The organism is Saccharopolyspora kobensis (genome assembly GCF_900108315.1).
GTDB lineage: Bacteria > Actinomycetota > Actinomycetes > Mycobacteriales > Pseudonocardiaceae > Saccharopolyspora > Saccharopolyspora kobensis.
In genome coordinates, this window is record NZ_FNVB01000004.1 from 505,707 (window position 1) to 524,872 (window position 19,166).

Consider the following 19,166-nt stretch of genomic DNA (forward strand, 5'->3'; position numbering starts at 1 on the left):
AAGGTTGGAACATGAGTGACGTGCTGGGCGCCGACATCGCGCTGGCCGACCTGCCGCTGCGGGAGGACCTGCGCGGCCGCAGCCCCTACGGCGCACCGCAGCTGGACGTCTCGGTCCGGCTCAACACCAACGAGAACCCCTACCCGCCGCCGCCGGAGCTCGTCGACGACGTGACCGCGGCGGTCCGCGAAGCGGCTGCTGAGCTGCACCGCTACCCCGATCGCGACGCCAAGGCGCTGCGCACCGACCTGGCCGCCTACCTGAGCGGGGCGACCGGCGTGCCGCTGGCCGTGGAGAACGTGTGGGCCGCCAACGGCTCCAACGAGGTGCTGCAGCAGATCCTGCAGGCCTTCGGCGGGCCGGGCCGCACCGCGCTCGGCTTCGAGCCGTCGTACTCGATGCACCCGATCCTGTCCGCGGGCACCCGCACCGACTGGGTGCCCGCCCCGCGGCGCGCCGACTTCAGCCTGGACGGCGCGGAAGCGGCCCGGATCGTGGCCGAGATGCAGCCGAGCGTGGTCTTCGTGACCAGCCCGAACAACCCCACCGGCCAGTCGGTGTCGCAGGACGACCTGCGCGCGATCCTCGACGCCGCACCCGGCGTGGTCGTGGTCGACGAGGCCTACGCGGAGTTCTCCGCCCGGCCCAGCGCGATCGAGCTGATCGAGCAGTACCCGGCGAAGGTGATCGTCAGCCGCACCATGAGCAAGGCGTTCGCCTTCGCCGGCGGCCGGCTCGGCTACCTCGCCGCCGCGCCCGCGGTGATCGACGCCCTGCTGCTGGTGCGCCTGCCGTACCACCTGTCGGCGGTCACGCAGGCGGCCGCGCGCGCCGCGCTGCGCCACGCCGATGCGACGCTCGGTTCGGTGCGCGCGCTGATCGACGAGCGGGAGCGGGTGGTCGGCGAGCTGACCGCGATGGGCTTCTCGCCGGTGCCCAGCGACGCCAACTTCGTCCTCTTCGGACGGTTTGCGGACGCGCACCGCGCCTGGCAGCGCTTCCTGGATTCCGACGTGCTGATCCGCGACGTCGGCATCCCCGGCCACCTGCGGGTCACCATCGGCACGCCGGAGGAGAACGACGCCTTCCTGGCGGCCGGCAAGGCAGTGAGCGAGGAGATCGAGCAGTGACATTCCAGCCGGGAACCCGAGTGGGCCGGGTCGAGCGCAGCACCAGGGAGTCCTCGGTGCTGGTCGAGCTCGACCTGGACGGCACCGGGCAGGTCGACATCGACACCACGGTCCCGTTCTACGACCACATGCTCACCGCCCTGGGCACGCACGCGGCCTTCGACCTGAAGGTGAAGTCGACCGGTGACGTGCACATCGACGCGCACCACACGGTGGAGGACACCGCGATCGTGCTCGGCCAGGCCCTGCGCCAGGCCCTCGGCGACAAGAAGGGCATCCGCCGCTTCGGCGACGCCTGGATCCCGATGGACGAAACCCTCGCGCACGCGGCGGTGGACGTCTCGGGCCGCTCGTACTGCGTCCTGACGGGAGAACCGGAGCAGTACAACAGCTTCACGATCGGCGGAAACTACCCGTTCGTCCTCAACCGCCACGTCTTCGAGTCCCTGGCCTTCCACGCCCAGATCAACCTGCACGTCCGCGTGATCCACGGCCGGGACCCCCACCACATCGCGGAAGCCCAGTACAAGGCGATCGCCCGAGCCCTCCGAGCGGCGGTCGAACCGGACCCCCGCTTCGCCGGAGTGATCCCGTCGACCAAGGGCGCCCTGTAGCGCGGTTCGGGGTGACGGGCGGCGTTCGCGGACAAGGTGCCCGCCGTCCTTCCTCCTTTGGTACGACAGTGCGGAGAGTGCGTTGATCGGCACTCTCCGCACTGTCGTCAGAGGGGGAGTCCGGTGGCGCGTCAGGAACGTCCGCTGCGCGATTTCGCGCTGCTGCTCTGCGGCGCGGGCCTCGGGGTTCCCGGCGACCAACGGCGCTGCGGGACTTGGATTCCGGCCACGTCGTAGCGACGCTCTACGCGGACGACGGGGACGTCACCGTGCTCGGCTGGCAGGGGGTTCGGCGGCTGACCGAGCAGGAGCGGGTGCGGTTCGGGCCGGGTCTGACACGGAGAGTAGTCCGGTTGACGCTGGGCGTTGCGCCGTTCGGATGACTCGGGTGGTTTACCCTTGCGTCACTACGGGGTCTCCCCACCGTTGGTTCCGTCGATAACGATGGCCCGTTGTGACTGAGGTTTCTCGCCGTCGGGTGCTCGCCGGGGCCGCTGGTGCGGTCGGTGGCGCTGCTGCTGCTTCGCTTTTGCCACCTTCGCTGCACCGGGCCATGGCCCAGCCGGTTCCCCAGGGCGGCCTGGACGTGCTCGAGCACGTCATCGTGCTCATGCAGGAGAACCGGTCTTTCGACCACTACTACGGGACGCTGCAGGGCGTTCGCGGGTTCGGCGACCGGCATCCGCTGCGGCAGCCCGACGGCCGCTCGGTGTTCCAGCAGCCCAAGGCCGGTGGCGAGGTGCTGCCGTTCTCGCTGCGGCAGGGCGCCGAGCGGGAGGGGCGACCGGTTTCCGACATCCAGTACCTCGGCGACCTCGACCACAGCTGGGGCGGCAGCGGCAAGGCCTGGGCTCGCGGCTGGAACAACGACTGGGTCGCCGCGAAGACCGCCGCCACCATGACCTACTACGAGCGGCAGGACATCCCGCTGCAGTACGAGCTGGCGGACACCTTCACGCTCTGCGACGCCTACCACTGCTCGGTGTTCGGCTCCACCAACCCGAACCGCAACTACCTGTTCTCCGGCACCACCGGGTACGAGCCGGGCAGCAGCGAGCGCGCGGTCACCAACGCCGCCTACGACTACGACCACGCCGGCTACGAGTGGACCACCTACCCGGAGCGGCTGGAGCAGGCCGGGCTGTCCTGGCAGATCTACCAGGAGTGGGACAACTTCACCGACAACTCGGTGGAGTACTTCAAGACCTTCAAGGAGATCGGGCGCAAGGTGCTCGCTCCGGTGGACGGGAAGTTCCGCACCACCGAGGAGTTCTACAACGCGCTGTTCGACAAGTCCGCCGAGGAGCGGAAGCGGCTGCTCGGCCAGCTGGAATCGGGCCGGGCGGCGTTGACCGACGCCGAGCGGAGCCTGTTCGACCGCGCGATGTACCGCAGCGAGCCGGGCACGCTGGTCGAGCGGCTGCGCGCCGACATCGCCGCCGGCCGGTTGCCGCGGGTCGTCTGGCTGGTGCCGTCGTCGACCGACTCCGAGCACCCGGGCAGCTCCACGCCGGTCGGCAGCGCGAACCTGATCTACCGGGTGCTGGACGCGATCGCCGATCCGAAGGTGTGGCCGAAGACCGCGCTGCTGCTCAACTTCGACGAGAACGACGGCTTCTTCGACCACGTGCCGCCGCCGGTGCCGCCGAAGCCGGAGTCGGGGGAGGGCGACGACCACTTCGAGGGCCAGCCGATCGGCCTCGGCCCGCGGGTGCCGATGACCGTGGTCTCGCCGTGGACCATCGGCGGGTTCGTCAACTCCGAGACCTTCGACCACACCTCGGTGCTGCGCCTGCTGGAGCGCTGGACCGGGGTGCAGGAGCCGAACATCAGCTCCTGGCGGCGCACCGCGTGCGGCGACCTGACCTCGGTGTTCGACTTCGACAACGCGGCCGAACCGCCGAAGCCCGCCGAACCGGGCCCGGTGCCCGAGCCGATCGATCGCTGGCACCCGAAACCCCCTGCGGAGCAGGCGCTTCCGGTGCAGGAGCAGGGCCGCCGCCCGGCCCGCGCGCTGCCGTACCAGCCGCAGGTCTCGGGCGTGCTGAACGGCGAGGCGGTGACGCTGCGCCTCGGCAACGTGGGCACTGCGTCCGCGCACTTCGCGATCTACCCGTACGCCGGCGAACTCCCCGAACCGTCCCATGTGGACGTGCTCGGCGAGCAGGTGGTGACGGTGCCGGTCGGCGAGGAGTACCGCCTCGCGGTGCAGGGCCCGAACCGGTTCTGGTTCGAGCTGAGCGGATCGCGCAGCGGCAAGGCGGCGGGCGTGGACGTCCAGACCCGCCACACCGCCCGCGGCCTGGCGCTGGAACTGCGCAACGACGGATCGGCCGACATCACGCTCCGCCTGCGCTCGACCGGCTACGTGGTCCACGAGGAGCAGGTCCGCGTCGCGGCGGGCGGCGCCCAGCCGCTGGAGTGGCCGACGGACCAGGGCTGGTACGACGTGGAGATCACCACGCCCCAGGACAAGACGTTCCGCCGCCACGTCACCGGCCGATCCGAGAACGGCGCCCCCGGAGTCACCGGCTGATCGGCCAGGACGCCCCGGTACGCTGCCGGGCATGGGCGATGTTCTCCCGATCCTCCTGCTCGCGCTGGCGGGCTTCCTCGTCGGTGGCGTCTACGCGACGTGGAAGACCGCGCGCGGGTTCGCGATCATGCTCGCCGTCGCGGCCGTCATGGCCATCGCCGGCGGCATCGGCTGGATGATCTACGGGTAGATCCCGGCGCCCCCGCTCCGAGACAAGCGGAAGGGCACCTCCTGGCGGTTCGCCGGGAGGTGCCCTTCCGTCGGTGCGGTCAGCTCTTGGTCGCTGCCTTCTCCGGTTCTTCGTCCTTCGGGCCGGATTCGTGGTCGTCCACGAAGGACAGCTCGTTGAACGGGTTCTCGCCCGCGAAGACCTGCTTCATCTGGTCGCGGTCGATCTCCTTGGTCCAGGAGCCGATCAGGACCGTCGCCACCGCGTTGCCCGCGAAGTTCGTCAGCGCGCGGGCCTCGGACATGAAGCGGTCGATGCCGACGATCAGGCCGACGCCGTCGAGCAGCTCCGGGCGGTGCGACTGCAGGCCACCGGCCAGCGTCGCCAGGCCCGCGCCGCTGACCCCGGCCGCGCCCTTGGAGGCGATCATCATGAACAGCAGCAGGCCCACCTGCTCGCCCAGCGACAGCGGGTCGCCCAGGGCGCTGGCGATGAACAGCGAGGCCATCGTCAGGTAGATCATGGTGCCGTCGAGGTTGAACGAGTAGCCGGTCGGCACCGTGATGCCCACCACCGGCTTGCTCACCCCGAGGTGCTCCATCTTCGCGATCAGCCGCGGCAGCGCCGCCTCCGAGGACGAGGTGGACACGATCAGCAGGAACTCGCGGCCCAGGTAGCGCAGCAGCGAGAAGATGTTGACCCGCGCGAACATCCACAGCATCGGGCCCAGCACCAGGAAGATGAACAGCACACAGGTCGCGTAGAAGCCGAGCATGATGACGGCCAGGCCCTTGAGCGCTTCCACGCCGGTCGCGCCGACCACCGCCGCGATCGCGCCGAACGCGCCGACCGGGGCCGCCCACATCACCATCGCCAGCATCTTGAACACCAGGCGCTGGATGTGCTCGATGCCGCGCAGGATCGGTGCACCCTTGGAGCCCATCGCCTGAAGCGCGAAACCGGCCAGCAGCGCGACCAGCAGCGTCTGCAGCACCTGGCCCTCGGTCAGCGAGGACACCAGCGTCTTCGGGATGATCCCGAGCAGGAACTCGGTGGTGCTCTGGGCTTCCTTGCCCGCCTGCTCAGCGCCCTGACCGCGGATCTCGTCGCTGATGTGCAGGCCCTCGCCCGGGTGCAGCACGTTGCCGACCAGCAGGCCGATGACCAGGGCCACCACGGACATGATCATGAAGTAGCCGAGGGCGAGGCCGCCGACCTTGCCGACCTTCGCGGCCTGCCGGACGCCGCCCACGCCGAGCACGATGGTGCAGAAGATGACCGGCGAGATCATCATCTTGATCAGTTCGACGAAGCCGCTGCCCAGCGGCTTGAGAGCCTTGCCCAGATCGGGGGCCAGGAACCCGACGGCGATACCGGCCAGCACCGCGATGATCACCGCGATGTAGAGGTAGTGCGTCCGGTCCCGGCGACGTGGTGCCGCAGCGTCGTTGCTTGCCACTGTTGCGCTCCTACCTGGGCGGGCCGGGTCACACTAGAGGTCCACTCCGTGGCCCAGGTCACGGTGTGGCCGGGAGAGACTATCTGTGCCCGGCAACACTGTCGTCACGCTTGTGTTCATTGTGTTCACAAATGTTTCCGGCCCCGCAACGCGATCTCGGCGGCTCTCCGCACGACGTCGGACGTGCTGCCCCAAGCGGCGAGGTCGGCGTGCATGGCGGCGTCGATCGCGCCCAGCAGCGCGCCGGTGAGGGCAGCGGCGGTCAACTCGTCGACCTCGGGGCAGGCGTCGCGGAGAGCGTGCGCGAGCTGCTTCTGCAGCGTCGCGTTGCGCAGCAGCGCGCCTGCGCGCAGAACCGGGACCTCGGCGATGAGGCGGGCGCGGATGCGGGTGAGCTCGTGGTCGAGCGGGAAGCTCCAGGACTCCGCCGTGCTGAGCCGGTCGATCGCGCGCAGCAGCAGGTCCTCCGGGCTTTCGCCGGCGCGGTCGGCGAAGGCCTGCGGCAGCAGTTCGAGGTAGATCGCGTCGTCGGCGAAGACGACCTCGTCCTTGGTGGCGAAGTAGTTGAAGAACGTCGCGGGCGAGACCTCCGCGGCCGCGGCGATCTCGGCGACCGTGGTGCTGTCGTAGCCCTTGGCGTCGAACAGCCGGAGGGCGGCGTCGATCAGGGCCTGCTTGGTGCGCCGCTTCTTGCGCTCGCGCAGTCCGGTCATGGGCGCCGATCCTACAGCGGATGCAAAATTAGAGTCACTCTAAGTTTCTGCTAGCGTGGCGGCACGGCACGCCGTGTGCCAACCGGAGTCCTGCTCAACCGCACATCAGGGGACCGTGATGCAACCCAGCCACGAGAAACCGCCGAACGCGAGATCGCCACAGACGCAACCACCACTGAAGAACCCGGAGAGGCGGGACTGCGAGGTGGAACGGACCCAGTGCTGCGTGGTCGGCGGCGGACCGGCCGGGATGATGCTGGGCCTGCTGCTCGCCCGCGCCGGCGTCGAGGTGACGGTGCTGGAGAAGCACCACGACTTCCTGCGCGACTTCCGCGGCGACACCGTGCACCCCTCGACGCTGCGGCTGCTCGACGAGCTCGGGCTGGGAGAGCGGTTCGCGCGGCTCCCGGCCGGGTGGCTGGAGCAGATGCGGATCCAGGTCGGCGGAACCACCGTGGTGATGGCCGACTTCCGGTGGCTGCGCGGCTCGCACCGGCACATCGCGATGGTGCCGCAGTGGGACTTCCTGGACCTGCTGGCCGCGGCCGCCGCCGAAGAGCCCTCCTTCGACCTGCGGATGTGCCGCGAGGTGACCGGGCTGCGCACCGATGCCGGACGTGTCACCGGCGTGCGCTACCTCGACGCCGACGGCGCGGAACGCGAACTCGCGGCACCGCTGACCGTGGGCTGCGACGGCCGCGGGTCGGTGGTGCGCCGTGCGGCCGGCCTGCGATCGGTCGACTTCGAGGTGCCGATGGACGTCTGGCAGGTGCGGGTGGCCAAGGCGGACGGCGCCACCGACGGCGAGGTCTTCGGCCGGTTCGGCGGCGGCCAGGCGTCGGTGACCATGGACCGCGGCGACTACTACCAGACCGCCTACCTCATCCCCAAGGGCAGCGACGAAACCCTTCGCGCGCAGGACATCTCGGTGTTCCGGACGCGGCTGGCCGAGCTGTTCGGCTGGTCGGAGCGCCAGCTCGAATCGGTCCGGACCTGGGACGACGTGAAGCTCCTGAGAACCGAGATGAACCGGTTGCGGCGCTGGTACGGCGACGGGGTGCTGTGCATCGGCGACGCCGCGCACGTGATGTCGCCGGTCGGCGGCGTCGGCGTCAACATCGCCGTGCAGGACGCCGTCGCCGCGGCACGGCTCCTGGCCGGGCCGTTGCGCCGCGGTCAAGCGCCCACCAGCGTGCTCGCGAAGATCCAGCGGCGGCGGTCGTTGCCCGTGGCGGTGGCGCAGCGGACGCAGCGCGGCGAGCACGAGATGCTGCTGCGTCCCGCGCTGGACGGCACGCTCGACGAGCACGACCTGCCGCTCCTGCTCCGACTGCTGCGGCGCTTCCCGGCCCTGCGCGGCCTGACCGGCTACATCGGCGGCATCGGGATCCGCCCGGAACGCGCTCCCGCCTTCGCCCGGCGGAGCCCGGCCCTGGTGTCATAGCGCGATCCGGCTCCGTTTTCGCTGGTCAAGTGCCGTGAGTGCTTTAAGGTGCTATAGCGCCCCGAAGTGCTCACGTGCCCTCACCAGCGGAAACGGAGCGCGGGCGGGCGAAATTGCCGAGGTGGTCGGGTTTCCGCAGGTCGCGAGTGGTGTAGCCTCCTGGGGTCCCCGCTCGATTCGTCCTCCGGATCCGCCATGTCCCCTGCCGATGCGCGCAACTGGTTCGGCCGCGTCCGGCCGCAGTGGAGCCTGGCCCGCCAGCTGTTCGTGCTGCAGGTCGTGGTGGTGGCCGTCGTGGTGCTCGCCGGCACCGCCCTGGCCTGGTACGACGCGGAGCAGCGCAACGAGAGCGCGGCCCGCGACAAGGTCGTGGCGGTGGCCCGCACGCTGGCCGCCCAACCGGGCGTCCGGGACGCGCTGGTCGCGCCGGACCCGACCGCGACCCTGCAGCCGCTGGCCGAACGGGTGCGCGCCGACACCGGGGTCGACTTCATCACGATCATGTCCCCGCAGGGCATCCGCTACACCCACCCCGATCCGGCGCGCATCGGCCAGCCGTTCCTCGGCCACATCGAGCAGGCGGTCGCCGGGCAGGTGTTCACCGAGATCTTCCCCGGCACGCTCGGCTTCTCGGTGCGCGCCGTGGTGCCGGTCCACGACGACGGGCACCGGCTGATCGGGCTGGTCTCCGACGGCATCACCGTGCGCTCGATCTCCCTGGAGCTGGAGAAGCAGGTCAGCGTGCTCGTGCTGGTCGCGGCGGCGGCGCTGCTGATCGGCGGGCTGCTGACCTACCTGGTCAGCGCCCGGCTGCGCCGCCACACCCACGGCTTGCGGCCCGCGGAGCTCAGCCGGATGTACGAGTACCACGACGCGATCCTGCACGCGGTGCGCGAGGGCCTGCTGCTGATCTCCCCGGCCGGGCGGGTGACGTTGTGCAACGACGGGGCCGGTCTGCTGCTCGGCCTGGACCCGCTGGCCGTCGAAGGCAGCCCGGTGTCCGAGCTGGAGCTCCCGGAGTCGCTCGTGGGCAGCCTCGGGTCGGGACGGGCGGTGCGCGACGAGGTGCACCTGACCGACGAGCGGGTGCTGCTGGTCAACGCCTCGGAGATCCGCAGCGGCGGCCGCGACCTCGGCACCGTGGTGACCCTCCGGGACCACACCGAGCTGCAAGCGCTGAGCGGGGAACTGGACTCCATGCGCGGTTTCGCCGAATCGCTGCGCTCTCAAGCCCACGAGTCGGCCAACCGGCTGCACACCGTGGTTTCGCTGATCGAGCTCGGCCGCGCCGACGAGGCCGTCACCTTCGCCACCGCCGAGCTGGAGCTCGCCCAGCAGCTCACCGACCGCGTCGTCGGTGCGATCGCGGAGCCGGTGCTGGCCGCGGTGCTGCTGGGCAAGAGCGCCGAAGCGGGGGAGCGCGGGGTCGAGGTGGTGCTCACCGACGACACCGAGATCGACGACGTCGACCTGGCGCACATCGATTCGCGCGACCTGGTGACGATCCTCGGCAACCTGATCGACAACGCGGTGGAGGCCGTGGTGGAGCGCCCGAGCCCGCGGGTGGCGGTCACCGTTCGGTCCACTTCGGACGGAGTGCTGGTGCGAGTGGCCGACAACGGGCCGGGCGTGGATCCGGAGACCGCGCAGCGGTTGTTCGAGCGCGGCTGGTCCACGAAGGACTCCGGGCGCGGGCTCGGGCTCGCGCTGGTCGGGCAGAGCGTGCGGCGGCATCGCGGCAGCATCGAGGTCACCAGCGACGACGGTGCGGTGTTCACCGTGCTGCTGCCCGCCGGATCGGACGTGCCCCGGTGATCTCGGTGCTGGTGGTGGAGGACGATCCGCTGGTCGGCGAGGCCCACGAGACCTACGTCAACCGGATCGACGGGTTCGCGGTGGCCGGGCGGGTCCGCACCGGGCAGGCGGCGCTGCGCTTCGTCGAGCGGACGCCGGTCGACCTGGTGCTGCTGGACCTGCGGCTGCCCGACATGGACGGCCTGCAGGTGGCGCGCGCGCTGCGCACCGCGGGCAGCAACGCCGACGTCATCGCGGTGACCTCCGCCCGGGAGCTGAAGGTGGTCCGCGCGGCGGTGTCCAGCGGCGTGGTGCAGTACCTGCTGAAACCGTTCACCTTCGCGGCGATGCGGGAGAAGCTGGAGCACTACGCGCGCTTCCGGACCAGCCTCGGGCACGACCGCGAGGTCAGCGGCCAGGCCGAGATCGACCGCGCCTTCTCGACCCTGCGCGGCGTGGACCGCGCGGCCCTCCCGAAGGGCATGGGCGACGAAACGCTCGCCTCGGTGGTCTCGGCGCTGCGCGCGGCACCGGGAGGTGCGGCGGCGGGCACCGTCGGCGAAGCGGCGGGAGTGTCCCGCGTGACGGCTCGCCGCTACCTGGAATACCTGGTGCACAACGGAATGGCCGAACGCCGCCCGCACTACGGGGGCGTGGGCCGCCCGGAGATGACCTACCGCTGGATCGGCGAAGCCTGAGACGCCGTGAGCGCTTTGGGGTGCGATAGCGCCCCGAACCGCTCACGGGGCATGTCAGCGGTTGTCGGCGGCGGGGCGGAGACCCGGTGCGCCGGGGCCGAATTCCGCCATCCTGTCGTCGACGTTGTGCAGGGCGCAGGTGCGCAGCGACAGGCAGCCGCAGCCGATGCAGCCGGTCAGGCGGTCGCGGAGGCGCTGCAGGCCGTCGATGCGGGCGTCCAGCTCGTCGCGCCAGCGGCGGGACAGGCGAGCCCAGTCCGCCTTGGTCGGCGCGTGGTCGTCGGGGAGCGTGCCGAGCGCTTCGGAGATCTGCTCCAGGCTCAGCCCGACGCGTTGCGCGGAGCGGATGAAGGCCAGGCGGCGCAGCACTCCGCGGTCGTAGCGGCGCTGGTTGCCGGAGGTCCGGGTACTGTTGATCAGACCGCGGTCCTCGTAGAAGCGCAGCGCGGTCTGCGCGACTCCGCTGCGGTGCGCGACCTCACCGATGGTCAGCAGTTTGGGTAGCTTCGACACGTCCGCCAGGCTAGCTCAAACACTTGGAGCATGGTGGAGGTATTTTCCCCGGAACGGGGCTTGACCTCCAGTTCGCTCGAAGTTCCACCCTGGTCGTATGACGATCACGACGACGTACGGCTACGCCGATCTCCGGCCGCTGATGAGCGCCATGACGGGCGACGAGAAGCACGATGTCGCCGCCACCTCCACCCTCGACGTGCTGTGGGTGCTCTACGACCAGGTCCTGTCGGTCGACCCGCAGCGCATCGACGACCCCGACCGCGACCGCTTCCTGCTGTCCAAGGGGCACGGCCCGATGGCCTTCTACGCGGTGCTGGCCGCCAAGGGCTTCCTGGACCCCGCCGAGCTGCCGGGCTTCGGCGCGTTCGACTCCCGGCTCGGCTTCCACCCCGACCGCGTGCTGGCCCCCGGCGTGGAGATCGGCAGCGGCTCCCTCGGGCACGGCCTGCCGCTCGGCCTCGGCGTGGTGCTCGGCCTGCGCGCCCAGGACCGCGACCGACCGCGGGTGGTGGTGCTGGTGGGCGACGCCGAGCTCGACGAGGGCAGCAACCACGAGGCCATCCAGGTCGCCGGGCGCTGGGGACTGGGGCAGCTGACCACCGTCGTGGTGGACAACAGCTCCTCCAGCACCGGCTGGCCCGGCGGCATCGCCGACCGCTTCGCCCGCGAGGGCTGGGCCGTGCACACCGTCGACGGCCGCGACCACGACGCGCTCCGCCGCGCCCTCACCGACACCCACCCGGACCGCCCGCTCGCGGTGGTCGCCGAAGTCGAACCCAAGGAGCAGTGATGAGCGCCCCGACCATCGCCACCACCATGCGCGAGCAGTTCGTGCAGACCATCGACAACGCACTCGACACCGACCCGCGGGTGGCCGTCGTGCTGGCCGAGATCTCCGCCGACCGCTTCGAGGACGCCGCGCGCAGGCACCCGCGCCGGGTGCTCAACGTCGGCATCCGCGAGCAGGCCATGGTCGGCGTCGGCGGCGGGCTGGCGCTGACCGGCCTGCGGCCGGTGGTGCACTCGATCACGCCGTTCGTCGTGGAGCGCCCGTTCGAGCAGCTCAAGCTCGACCTCGGCCACCAGGGCGTCGGCGCCATCGTGGTCAGCACCGGTGCGTCCTTCGACTACCCGACCGCCGGACGCACGCACATGGCGCCCGGCGACGTCGCGCTGATCGACACGCTGCCCGGCTGGACCGTGCACGTGCCCGGCCACCCGGCCGAGGTGGACGCCCTGCTGCGCTCGGCGCTGCCCGGTGACGAGCCGGTCTACCTGCGGCTCTCCGAGCGGGTCAACGCCGAACCGCTGGTGACCGGCCCGGGCTGGCACACCGTGCGAACCGGCGGCAAGGGCGTGGTGCTGGCCGTCGGCCCGATGCTCGGCCCGGTCCTGACCGCCACCGCGGCCATCGACGTGACCGTGCTCTACACGGCGACCATCCGCCCGTTCGACGCCGCCGGGCTGCGCGCGGCGGTGCACGCGGCGACCTCCGACGTGGTGCTGGTCGAGCCGTACCTGCGCGGCACCTCGACGCACGAGATCAACGACGCGCTCGCCGACATCCCGCACCGGGCCCTGGCACTCGGCGTGCGCCGCGACCGGGAGCTGCGCGCGTACGGCACGACCGAGGAGCACGAGGCCGCGCACGGCCTGAGCCCGACCGCGATCGCCGCGTCGATCCGGCACTTCCTGGACGGAGCCGCCCGATGACCTTCACCCCGGCCGAGATCGACTACTTGGAAGGGCAGTCGCTGGGGCGGCTGTGCACCCTCGGACCCGGCGGTGAGCCGCAGGCCCGGCCGGTGGGCGTGCACCTGGGCCCGGACGGCACGATCGACGTTCCCGGCTACCACAACGCCGAGTCGCAGAAGTGGCGCAACGTGCTGCGGGATCCGCGCGTGACGTTCGTGGTCGACGACATCGCGTCGCGGACGCCGTGGCGGGTCCGCGGCATCGAGATCCGCGGGGAGGCGGAGGCGCTGCTCGGCGTCGGGTCGACCGAGGGCGGGCTCAGCGGCGACGTGATCCGCATCCGTCCGAAGCGGATCCTCTCGTGGGGCATCGACTCCGAGCGCCTCCAAGCCCGCGACGTGGGGTGACCGCCTGCGCCGGTAGCCTGGGACCGTGGCACGAGTCGTCATCTTGGACTACGGATCAGGCAACCTCCGCTCCGCCGAGCGCGCGCTGCAGCGCGTCGGGGCCGACGTCGAGGTGACCGCCGACCATCGTGCCGCGGTGGAGGCCGACGGCCTGGTGGTCCCCGGCGTCGGGGCGTTCGCGGCCTGCATGCGGGGCCTGCTGGAGGTCGGCGGCGACAAGATCATCGATCACCGGCTGGCAGGCGACCGGCCGGTGCTGGGCATCTGCGTCGGCATGCAGGTGCTCTTCGACCAGGGCGTCGAGCACGACATGCAGGCCAACGGCTGCGGCCAGTGGCCCGGCACCGTCGAGCGGCTGCAGGCCGACGTCCTGCCGCACATGGGCTGGAACGAGGTCGACGCCCCGGAGGGCAGCGTCCTGTTCGCCGGGATGGAACCTGGCACCCGGTTCTACTTCGTGCACTCCTACGGCGTGCGCCGCTGGGAGCTGGAGCCGTCGGACTCGATCAAGCCGCCGCTGGTGACCTGGGCCGAGCACGGCGAGCGGTTCGTCGCCGCGGTGGAGAACGGCCCGCTGATGGCGACCCAGTTCCACCCGGAGAAGTCCGGCGAGGCGGGCGCCCGGCTGCTGCGCAACTGGCTGGACACCCTGTGACCCGCAAGCACGGGATGCTCGGCCAGCGGGCGGTCAAGCTGATCGCCACCGTGCTGGCGTTCGGGATGATCGCCGGCATCGCGGCGCCCTACCTGCTGCAGGCGGGCTTCCCGCTGTGGACGGTGCTGCTGCTGGTGCTGATCGTGCTGGCGGTGCCGGTCGTGGCGGTCCTGCACTCCGAGCGCTCCCGCCGCTGACCCGGCGCGGTGTCGATCTCGCGCGAAATTGACACCATCCGGGGTGACCGGGGTGCGGTCGGGGCGTGGACAGTAGGGTTGGGGCGTGAGCTTCACGTTGCTTCCCGCAGTTGACGTTGCCGACGGGCAGGCGGTCCGCCTCGTGCAGGGCGCCGCCGGTTCCGAGACCTCCTACGGCGACCCGTTGGAGGCCGCGCTGGCCTGGCAGCGCGCGGGAGCGGAGTGGGTCCACTTGGTCGACCTCGACGCGGCGTTCGGCCGCGGCTCGAACCGCGAACTGCTGGCCGAGGTGACCGGCAAGCTCGACGTGAAGGTGGAGCTCTCCGGCGGCATCCGCGACGACGCCTCGCTGGAGGCCGCGCTGGCCACCGGCTGCGCGCGGGTCAACCTGGGCACCGCGGCGCTGGAGAACCCGCAGTGGGCGGACCGCGTGGTCGCCGAGTACGGCGAGCGGGTCGCGGTCGGCCTGGACGTGCGGATCACCGAGCAGGGCCACCGGCTAGCCGCCCGCGGCTGGACCAAGGACGGCGGCGACCTCTGGGAGGTGCTGGCGCGGTTGGACGCGGCCGGCTGCCGCCGCTACGTGGTCACCGACGTGAGCAAGGACGGCACCCTGCAGGGGCCGAACACCGAGCTGCTGCGCGCGGTCTGCGACCGCACCGAGGCGCCGGTGATCGCCTCCGGCGGTGTGTCCAGCGTGGACGACCTGGTGGAGCTGTCGAAGCTGGCACCGCTCGGCCTGGAGGGCTCGATCGTCGGCAAGGCGCTGTACGCGCAGAACTTCACCCTCGAAGAGGCGCTGGCCGCCGTCAGCTGATCATCACCCGCGGCCGCGCCCGGCTCGGGCGTACCTCCCGGGAGGCGTGCCCAGGACCCGCTTGAAGTGCCGGGTGAGGTGGGACTGGTCGTAGAAACCGGCCGCGACCGCCACCTCGCCCGGTGGCCGTCCTTCGAGGAGCAACCGGCGCGCGAGGTCGACGCGGCGCGACGTCACGTACTGGTGCGGTGCGATGCCGAACGCGGCGCTGAAGGCCCGCACCAGGTGCGCCGGGTGGACGTGGAGCAGCCGCGCGATCTCCGCCAGCGTGGTGCTCTCCCGGAGCCGGGAGTCCAGCAGGTCGCGCAGGTCGTGCGCTGTTCCGCGGTCATCCGCCGGGCCTCCGGGGACCAGCCGGGGACGCAGGTGCTCGCGCAAGCGCTGGGTGATGAGGGCCAGCCTGCTTTCCGCCTCGAACTCGTCGCCCCGGTGGGCGAGGGCGGCGTGCAGCTGCTCGATGTGCCTGCGCAGGAGCACGTCGGTGATCTCCGGGCCGTCGACGGCCGGACCGGTGAAGCTCTCGTCGAGCTGCGTCGTGTCGAGGTAGAGCACGCGCTTGCGGAAGCCGCGCGGAGTGGCCGGGGAACCGTTGTGCGGGACGTGCGGCGGCAGCAGGCTCAGCGTGCCGTCCGGTGTCCCTCGCTCGTGGCGGTCCAGGTCGTAGCGGACGGCGCCGTCGTCGACGATCAGCAGCGTCCAGGCGTCGTGGACGTGCAGCGGGTACTCGTGCTCGGTGAAGTGGGCGTGGAAGACCTCCACGACGCCCGGGACCGAGGGGCGCCACGCCGTGATCTCCTGCCGGGACGCCATGTGAAGAACGTACAAGACGGCGGGTGCGCGCAGGTCGCAGCATCGGGGCATGGGAACGGAGAACGTGCGCTTCGACACCAAGATCGCCGTGCTGCTGCGCGATGACCTGGCGAGCTGGCAGCGGCTGAACGTGACCGCCTTCGTCGTCAGCGGGCTCGGCACGGCGGTGCCCGAGCTGATCGGCGAGCCCTACGCCGACGCCGACGGCGTCGAGCACCTGCCGATGTTCCGCCAGCCCGTGCTGGTCTTCGAGGGCGCGAAGGAGGTGCTTAGCGCCGCGCACCGCAAGGCGCTGGCCCGCTCGCTGCACACCGCGGTGTTCACCTCGGACCTGTTCGGCACCGGCAACGACCGGGACAACCGGGCCGCCGTGCGGGCGGTGGGAACCGAGCAGCTCGACCTGGTGGGGCTGGCGGTGCACGGGCCCCGCAACGCGGTGGACAAGATCCTCAAGGGGGCGCGGATGCACCCCTGACGTCGTCCGTTCGGCCCAGCGTCCCTGCCGCTGGTCAGGGCGAATGCGGGTCGGCTCGGGGAAAAGCCTGATCCACTCCGGGGCGCGGATCGGCACGATCGCGACCGAGATCCGAAATGCGGATCGCGATCGGAGGTCTCGATGAGACGAGGGATGACGTCCGCCCTCGGAGTTCTGCTGGCCGCCGGTGCGACGCTGGGCGCCACCGTTCCGGTGGTCGCCGCGCCCGCGCCCGCGCTGGACTGGCAGCCGTGCCCGGAGAACGCCGAGGTCCAGTGCGCGACCCTGCCGGTGCCACTGGACTGGGCGAATCCGGGCGGCGAGCAGATCGAGGTGGCCGTGGCGCGCCGCCCTGCCACCGACGCCGACCAGCGGATCGGTTCGCTGGTCTTCATGCCCGGCGGACCGGGCGGCACCGGCGTCGACAGCCTGCTCGCGGGCTCGCCGTTCTCCCCGGAGCTGAGCTCGCGGTTCGACATCGTCAGCTACGACCCGCGGGGCTTCGGCCGCAGCAACCCGCTGCAGTGCGACACCGAGCTGGTGCTGGCCGGGCCCGACATCCTGCCCGGCGGGCCGGAGAAGTTCGAGGAGATCAAGCGCTACAACCGGGAGGTCGCCGCGGACTGCCGCGCCCGCACCGGGCCGATCATCGACCACATGGACGCGGTCAGCGTCGCGCGCGACATCGACGCGTTCCGGCAGGCGCTCGGCGAGGAGCAGCTCAGCCTCTACGGCATCTCCTACGGCACGCTCGTCGGCCAGATGTACGCGGAGAACTTCCCCGACCGGGTCCGCGCGCTGGTCCTCGACAGCGTCATGGACCACAGCCTCAGCGCGGGCGAATTCCTCGTCACCGAAGCGGAGACGGCGGAGGACTCCTTCACCGAGTTCGCGAAGTGGTGCGCGGAGGACGCGCAGTGCGCGCTGCACGGCGAGGACGTCGGCGCGGTCTACGACGAGCTCTACGAGCGAGCTGAGGCCGGGGAGCTGCACGCGCCGGGCGATCCCAGCACACCGATCGGTCCGGTGCAGTTGAGCAGCAGCACGCTCGGCGCCTTCTACGGGCCGAACTGGCAGCAGCTGGCGGACCAGCTCAAGGCGCTGCGCGACGACCGGCCGGCCCCGACCGCGCTGGCGCTGCCCGAGACCATCCCGCACAGCGTCGCCGCCTTCTGCGGTGACTGGAACATCGACATCGACTCCGCCGAGCGGTACGCGCAGGAGTGGCAGCGGCAGAACGAAGCCGCGCCGCACATGCGGTTCGGCCTCGGCGGCGGCGTCGCGTGGGGCTGCATCGACTGGCCGTCGCCGGTGCAGAACCCGCAGCACGTGCCGCAGATCCGCACCGAAGCCCCGATCCTGGTCCTCAACGCCCAGCACGACCCGGCCACCGGGTACAACTGGGCGACCAATGTGGACCGCCACGTCGAGCAGGCCACGCTGCTGACCTACGACGGCTGGGGCCACGGCGTCTACGACCGCGGCGAGTGCACCACCTCGGCCGCCGACCGGTACTTCGTCGACGGCGTCGTGCCGCCGGAGGGCACGCACTGCGCGGCGGTCCCGCCGACGGAGAACCCCACCGTCCGGCCGTACGTCGGCTGGGGCGGCTGACCGCCGTTTTCGCGCGAAACCGGCGTGCTCGCTGAGGCGGGAGTGACGGTTCCGCGCGAAAACGCCCCGTGCACCGCGCCGCGCGGCCGTGTCTCTACCCTGGTGGCATGGCCGTTGCGGTGCGTGTGATCCCCTGCTTGGACGTCGATCAGGGGCGGGTCGTCAAAGGCGTCAACTTCACCGACCTCCGGGATGCGGGCGACCCCGTCGAGCTCGCCCGGGCCTACGACGCGGAGGGCGCCGACGAGCTGACCTTCCTGGACGTCACGGCCTCCTCCGGCAACCGGGAGACCACCTTCGACGTGGTCGGCCGCACCGCCGAGCAGGTGTTCATCCCGCTGACCGTCGGCGGCGGCGTGCGCAGCACCGAGGACATCAACCGGCTGCTGCGCGCCGGGGCGGACAAGGTCAGCCTCAACACGGCGGCGATCGCCCGGCCGGAGCTGCTCAGCGAGGCCTCGCAGCGCTTCGGCGCCCAGTGCGTGGTGCTGTCGGTCGACGCGCGCCGGGTGCCCGAGGGCGGGCAGCCCACGGCCTCCGGCTACGAGGTCACCACGCACGGCGGGCGGCGCGGCACCGGCATCTGCGCGGTCGAGTGGGCGGCGAGGGGCCAGCAGCTCGGCGTCGGCGAGATCCTGCTGAACTCGATGGACGCCGACGGCACCAAGGCCGGTTTCGACCTGGAGATGATCCGCGCGGTGCGGGCCGTCGTGGACGTGCCGCTGATCGCCAGCGGCGGCGCCGGAGCGGTGGAGCACTTCGCGCCCGCGGTGCGCGCGGGTGCGGACGCGGTGCTCGCGGCCAGCGTGTTCCACTTCGGACAGTTGCGGATCGGTGAGGTCAAGGACGCCATGCGGGCGGAAGGGATCACGGTGCGATGAGCGGTCTGGACCCGGCGATCGCGGCTCGCCTCAAGCGCAACGCCGACGGGCTGGTCGCCGCGATCGCGCAGCAGCGCGGCACCGGCGAGGTGCTCATGATGGCGTGGATGGACGACGAGGCGCTGCACCGCACCCTCACCACCCGCCGCGCCACCTACTTCTCCCGCAGCCGCCAGCAGTACTGGGTCAAGGGCGAGACCTCGGGCCACACCCAGCAGGTCCACGACGTCCGCCTGGACTGCGACGGCGACACGATCCTGCTGGTCGTGGACCAGCGGGGCGCGGCCTGCCACACGGGCGACCGAACCTGCTTCGACGCGGACACCCTGCTGCCCGCCAAGCCCTAACACACCACCCTCCGACCAACCGCAACCCCAACCTCGGCCCCGGCCTCCCTTCCGCCTCCGGGTCCCGACCCCGCTTCCGCCTCCGGTCCCGACCCGCCTCCGGTCCCGACCCCGTCTCCGGGTCCCGACCCCGGCCCGTGCTGGGCGCGCCGGGACGGCGGCCTCGTGGGTGCAATTTCAATGGAAATCAGACGT

Annotated in this window: 21 protein-coding genes; 17 read left to right on the forward strand and 4 right to left on the reverse strand. The window is 71.5% G+C overall.

Translation table 11 applies throughout. From position 1 onward, the window contains the following. Window positions 1-11: 11 nt before the first annotated feature. The 4 genes from C4T78_RS15170 to C4T78_RS36415 all read left to right on the forward strand — a co-directional run bounded on the left by C4T78_RS15170 (window position 12) and on the right by C4T78_RS36415 (window position 4,470). Window positions 12-1,130, forward strand: coding sequence for a histidinol-phosphate transaminase (locus C4T78_RS15170; protein WP_093345095.1), 1,119 nt, complete (start codon window positions 12-14; stop codon window positions 1,128-1,130). Then, a complete protein-coding gene (gene hisB / locus C4T78_RS15175; RefSeq protein ID WP_093147983.1) occupies window positions 1,127-1,744 on the forward strand; it encodes an imidazoleglycerol-phosphate dehydratase HisB in 618 nt (205 codons plus the stop codon). The genes C4T78_RS15170 and hisB overlap by 4 nt, the downstream gene beginning before the upstream one ends. Before the next feature lie 478 nt (window positions 1,745-2,222). Beyond that, window positions 2,223-4,280, forward strand: coding sequence for a phosphocholine-specific phospholipase C (locus tag C4T78_RS15180; RefSeq protein WP_235863114.1), 2,058 nt, complete (start codon window positions 2,223-2,225; stop codon window positions 4,278-4,280). 31 nt (window positions 4,281-4,311) lie between these two features. After that, window positions 4,312-4,470 (forward strand): CG2302 family histidine operon protein, encoded by a 159-nt coding sequence (locus tag C4T78_RS36415; protein ID WP_170210311.1) that lies wholly within the window; start codon window positions 4,312-4,314, stop codon window positions 4,468-4,470. Window positions 4,471-4,549: 79 nt separating this feature from the next. Here C4T78_RS36415 and C4T78_RS15185 read toward each other — a convergent pair whose 3' ends face one another. Together C4T78_RS15185 and C4T78_RS15190 are read right to left on the reverse strand one after the other, a co-directional pair. Then, the gene (locus C4T78_RS15185) at window positions 4,550-5,908 is read right to left on the reverse strand and encodes a cation:dicarboxylate symporter family transporter (RefSeq protein WP_093345100.1); all 1,359 of its coding nucleotides are present in this window, start codon (window positions 5,906-5,908) and stop codon (window positions 4,550-4,552) included. Between the two features lie 125 nt (window positions 5,909-6,033). Next, complete coding sequence (locus tag C4T78_RS15190; RefSeq protein ID WP_093345102.1) at window positions 6,034-6,621, reverse strand: TetR/AcrR family transcriptional regulator; 588 nt, start codon at window positions 6,619-6,621, stop codon at window positions 6,034-6,036. Window positions 6,622-6,826: 205 nt separating this feature from the next. On the opposite strand from C4T78_RS15190, the gene C4T78_RS15195 reads away from it, so the two are divergent. The 3 genes from C4T78_RS15195 (at window position 6,827) to C4T78_RS15205 (ending at window position 10,557) form a co-directional block, all read left to right on the forward strand. Further along, entirely contained in the window at window positions 6,827-8,065 is a 1,239-nt protein-coding gene (locus C4T78_RS15195; RefSeq protein ID WP_235862955.1) for an FAD-dependent oxidoreductase, read from the forward strand. Between the two features lie 195 nt (window positions 8,066-8,260). Beyond that, window positions 8,261-9,880 (forward strand): sensor histidine kinase, encoded by a 1,620-nt coding sequence (locus C4T78_RS15200; RefSeq protein ID WP_093345105.1) that lies wholly within the window; start codon window positions 8,261-8,263, stop codon window positions 9,878-9,880. Then, window positions 9,877-10,557, forward strand: coding sequence for a response regulator (locus C4T78_RS15205; protein WP_093345107.1), 681 nt, complete (start codon window positions 9,877-9,879; stop codon window positions 10,555-10,557). Before C4T78_RS15200 ends, C4T78_RS15205 begins: the two co-directional genes overlap by 4 nt. Before the next feature lie 54 nt (window positions 10,558-10,611). Here C4T78_RS15205 and soxR read toward each other — a convergent pair whose 3' ends face one another. Continuing rightward, a complete protein-coding gene (gene soxR / locus C4T78_RS15210; protein WP_093148023.1) occupies window positions 10,612-11,070 on the reverse strand; it encodes a redox-sensitive transcriptional activator SoxR in 459 nt (152 codons plus the stop codon). 97 nt (window positions 11,071-11,167) lie between these two features. Between soxR and C4T78_RS15215 the strand changes: the two genes are divergently transcribed. The 6 genes from C4T78_RS15215 (at window position 11,168) to priA (ending at window position 14,844) form a co-directional block, all read left to right on the forward strand. Next, entirely contained in the window at window positions 11,168-11,863 is a 696-nt protein-coding gene (locus tag C4T78_RS15215) for a thiamine pyrophosphate-binding protein (protein WP_093345109.1), read from the forward strand. Further along, window positions 11,863-12,786, forward strand: a complete 924-nt coding sequence (locus tag C4T78_RS15220; protein ID WP_177247345.1) for a transketolase family protein — start codon at window positions 11,863-11,865, stop codon at window positions 12,784-12,786. Before C4T78_RS15215 ends, C4T78_RS15220 begins: the two co-directional genes overlap by 1 nt. Continuing rightward, window positions 12,783-13,175, forward strand: coding sequence for a PPOX class F420-dependent oxidoreductase (locus tag C4T78_RS15225; protein WP_093345111.1), 393 nt, complete (start codon window positions 12,783-12,785; stop codon window positions 13,173-13,175). The genes C4T78_RS15220 and C4T78_RS15225 overlap by 4 nt, the downstream gene beginning before the upstream one ends. 25 nt (window positions 13,176-13,200) lie before the next feature. Next, window positions 13,201-13,830: an imidazole glycerol phosphate synthase subunit HisH gene (gene hisH / locus C4T78_RS15230; RefSeq protein ID WP_093345112.1), complete on the forward strand. Its 630-nt coding sequence runs from the start codon at window positions 13,201-13,203 to the stop codon at window positions 13,828-13,830. Beyond that, the gene (locus C4T78_RS15235; protein WP_177247346.1) at window positions 13,827-14,027 is read left to right on the forward strand and encodes a hypothetical protein; all 201 of its coding nucleotides are present in this window, start codon (window positions 13,827-13,829) and stop codon (window positions 14,025-14,027) included. The genes hisH and C4T78_RS15235 overlap by 4 nt, the downstream gene beginning before the upstream one ends. Window positions 14,028-14,112: 85 nt before the next feature. Next, complete coding sequence (gene priA / locus C4T78_RS15240; RefSeq protein ID WP_093345114.1) at window positions 14,113-14,844, forward strand: bifunctional 1-(5-phosphoribosyl)-5-((5-phosphoribosylamino)methylideneamino)imidazole-4-carboxamide isomerase/phosphoribosylanthranilate isomerase PriA; 732 nt, start codon at window positions 14,113-14,115, stop codon at window positions 14,842-14,844. Between the two features lie 3 nt (window positions 14,845-14,847). On the opposite strand, the gene C4T78_RS15245 is transcribed toward priA, so the two are convergent. Then, the gene (locus C4T78_RS15245; RefSeq protein ID WP_093345115.1) at window positions 14,848-15,654 is read right to left on the reverse strand and encodes a helix-turn-helix transcriptional regulator; all 807 of its coding nucleotides are present in this window, start codon (window positions 15,652-15,654) and stop codon (window positions 14,848-14,850) included. Between the two features lie 49 nt (window positions 15,655-15,703). Between C4T78_RS15245 and C4T78_RS15250 the strand changes: the two genes are divergently transcribed. From C4T78_RS15250 to hisI, 4 genes are all read left to right on the forward strand, one after another. Further along, on the forward strand, window positions 15,704-16,129 hold the full coding sequence (locus C4T78_RS15250; protein ID WP_093345118.1) for a DUF2000 domain-containing protein: 426 nt from the start codon (window positions 15,704-15,706) through the stop codon (window positions 16,127-16,129). 153 nt (window positions 16,130-16,282) lie between these two features. Next, a complete protein-coding gene (locus C4T78_RS15255) occupies window positions 16,283-17,743 on the forward strand; it encodes an alpha/beta hydrolase (protein ID WP_235862956.1) in 1,461 nt (486 codons plus the stop codon). A gap of 107 nt (window positions 17,744-17,850) precedes the next feature. Further along, window positions 17,851-18,624: an imidazole glycerol phosphate synthase subunit HisF gene (gene hisF / locus C4T78_RS15260; RefSeq protein WP_093148053.1), complete on the forward strand. Its 774-nt coding sequence runs from the start codon at window positions 17,851-17,853 to the stop codon at window positions 18,622-18,624. After that, entirely contained in the window at window positions 18,621-18,971 is a 351-nt protein-coding gene (hisI, locus tag C4T78_RS15265; RefSeq protein WP_093345122.1) for a phosphoribosyl-AMP cyclohydrolase, read from the forward strand. Before hisF ends, hisI begins: the two co-directional genes overlap by 4 nt. Window positions 18,972-19,166 lie beyond the last annotated feature (195 nt).

Excerpts from the sequence above, each read along its gene's own strand:
- C4T78_RS15170 (WP_093345095.1), top strand. The coding sequence starts at position 12 with ATGAGTGACGTGCTGGGCGCCGACATCGCGCTGGCCGACCTGCCGCTG.
- C4T78_RS36415 (WP_170210311.1), top strand. The coding sequence starts at position 4,312 with ATGGGCGATGTTCTCCCGATCCTCCTGCTCGCGCTGGCGGGCTTCCTC.
- C4T78_RS15190 (WP_093345102.1), bottom strand. The coding sequence starts at position 6,621 with ATGACCGGACTGCGCGAGCGCAAGAAGCGGCGCACCAAGCAGGCCCTG.
- C4T78_RS15200 (WP_093345105.1), top strand. The coding sequence starts at position 8,261 with ATGTCCCCTGCCGATGCGCGCAACTGGTTCGGCCGCGTCCGGCCGCAG.
- C4T78_RS15215 (WP_093345109.1), top strand. The coding sequence starts at position 11,168 with ATGACGATCACGACGACGTACGGCTACGCCGATCTCCGGCCGCTGATG.
- C4T78_RS15220 (WP_177247345.1), top strand. The coding sequence starts at position 11,863 with ATGAGCGCCCCGACCATCGCCACCACCATGCGCGAGCAGTTCGTGCAG.
- C4T78_RS15225 (WP_093345111.1), top strand. The coding sequence starts at position 12,783 with ATGACCTTCACCCCGGCCGAGATCGACTACTTGGAAGGGCAGTCGCTG.
- C4T78_RS15245 (WP_093345115.1), bottom strand. The coding sequence starts at position 15,654 with ATGGCGTCCCGGCAGGAGATCACGGCGTGGCGCCCCTCGGTCCCGGGC.
- C4T78_RS15250 (WP_093345118.1), top strand. The coding sequence starts at position 15,704 with ATGGGAACGGAGAACGTGCGCTTCGACACCAAGATCGCCGTGCTGCTG.
- C4T78_RS15255 (WP_235862956.1), top strand. The coding sequence starts at position 16,283 with ATGACGTCCGCCCTCGGAGTTCTGCTGGCCGCCGGTGCGACGCTGGGC.
- hisF (WP_093148053.1), top strand. The coding sequence starts at position 17,851 with ATGGCCGTTGCGGTGCGTGTGATCCCCTGCTTGGACGTCGATCAGGGG.
- hisI (WP_093345122.1), top strand. The coding sequence starts at position 18,621 with ATGAGCGGTCTGGACCCGGCGATCGCGGCTCGCCTCAAGCGCAACGCC.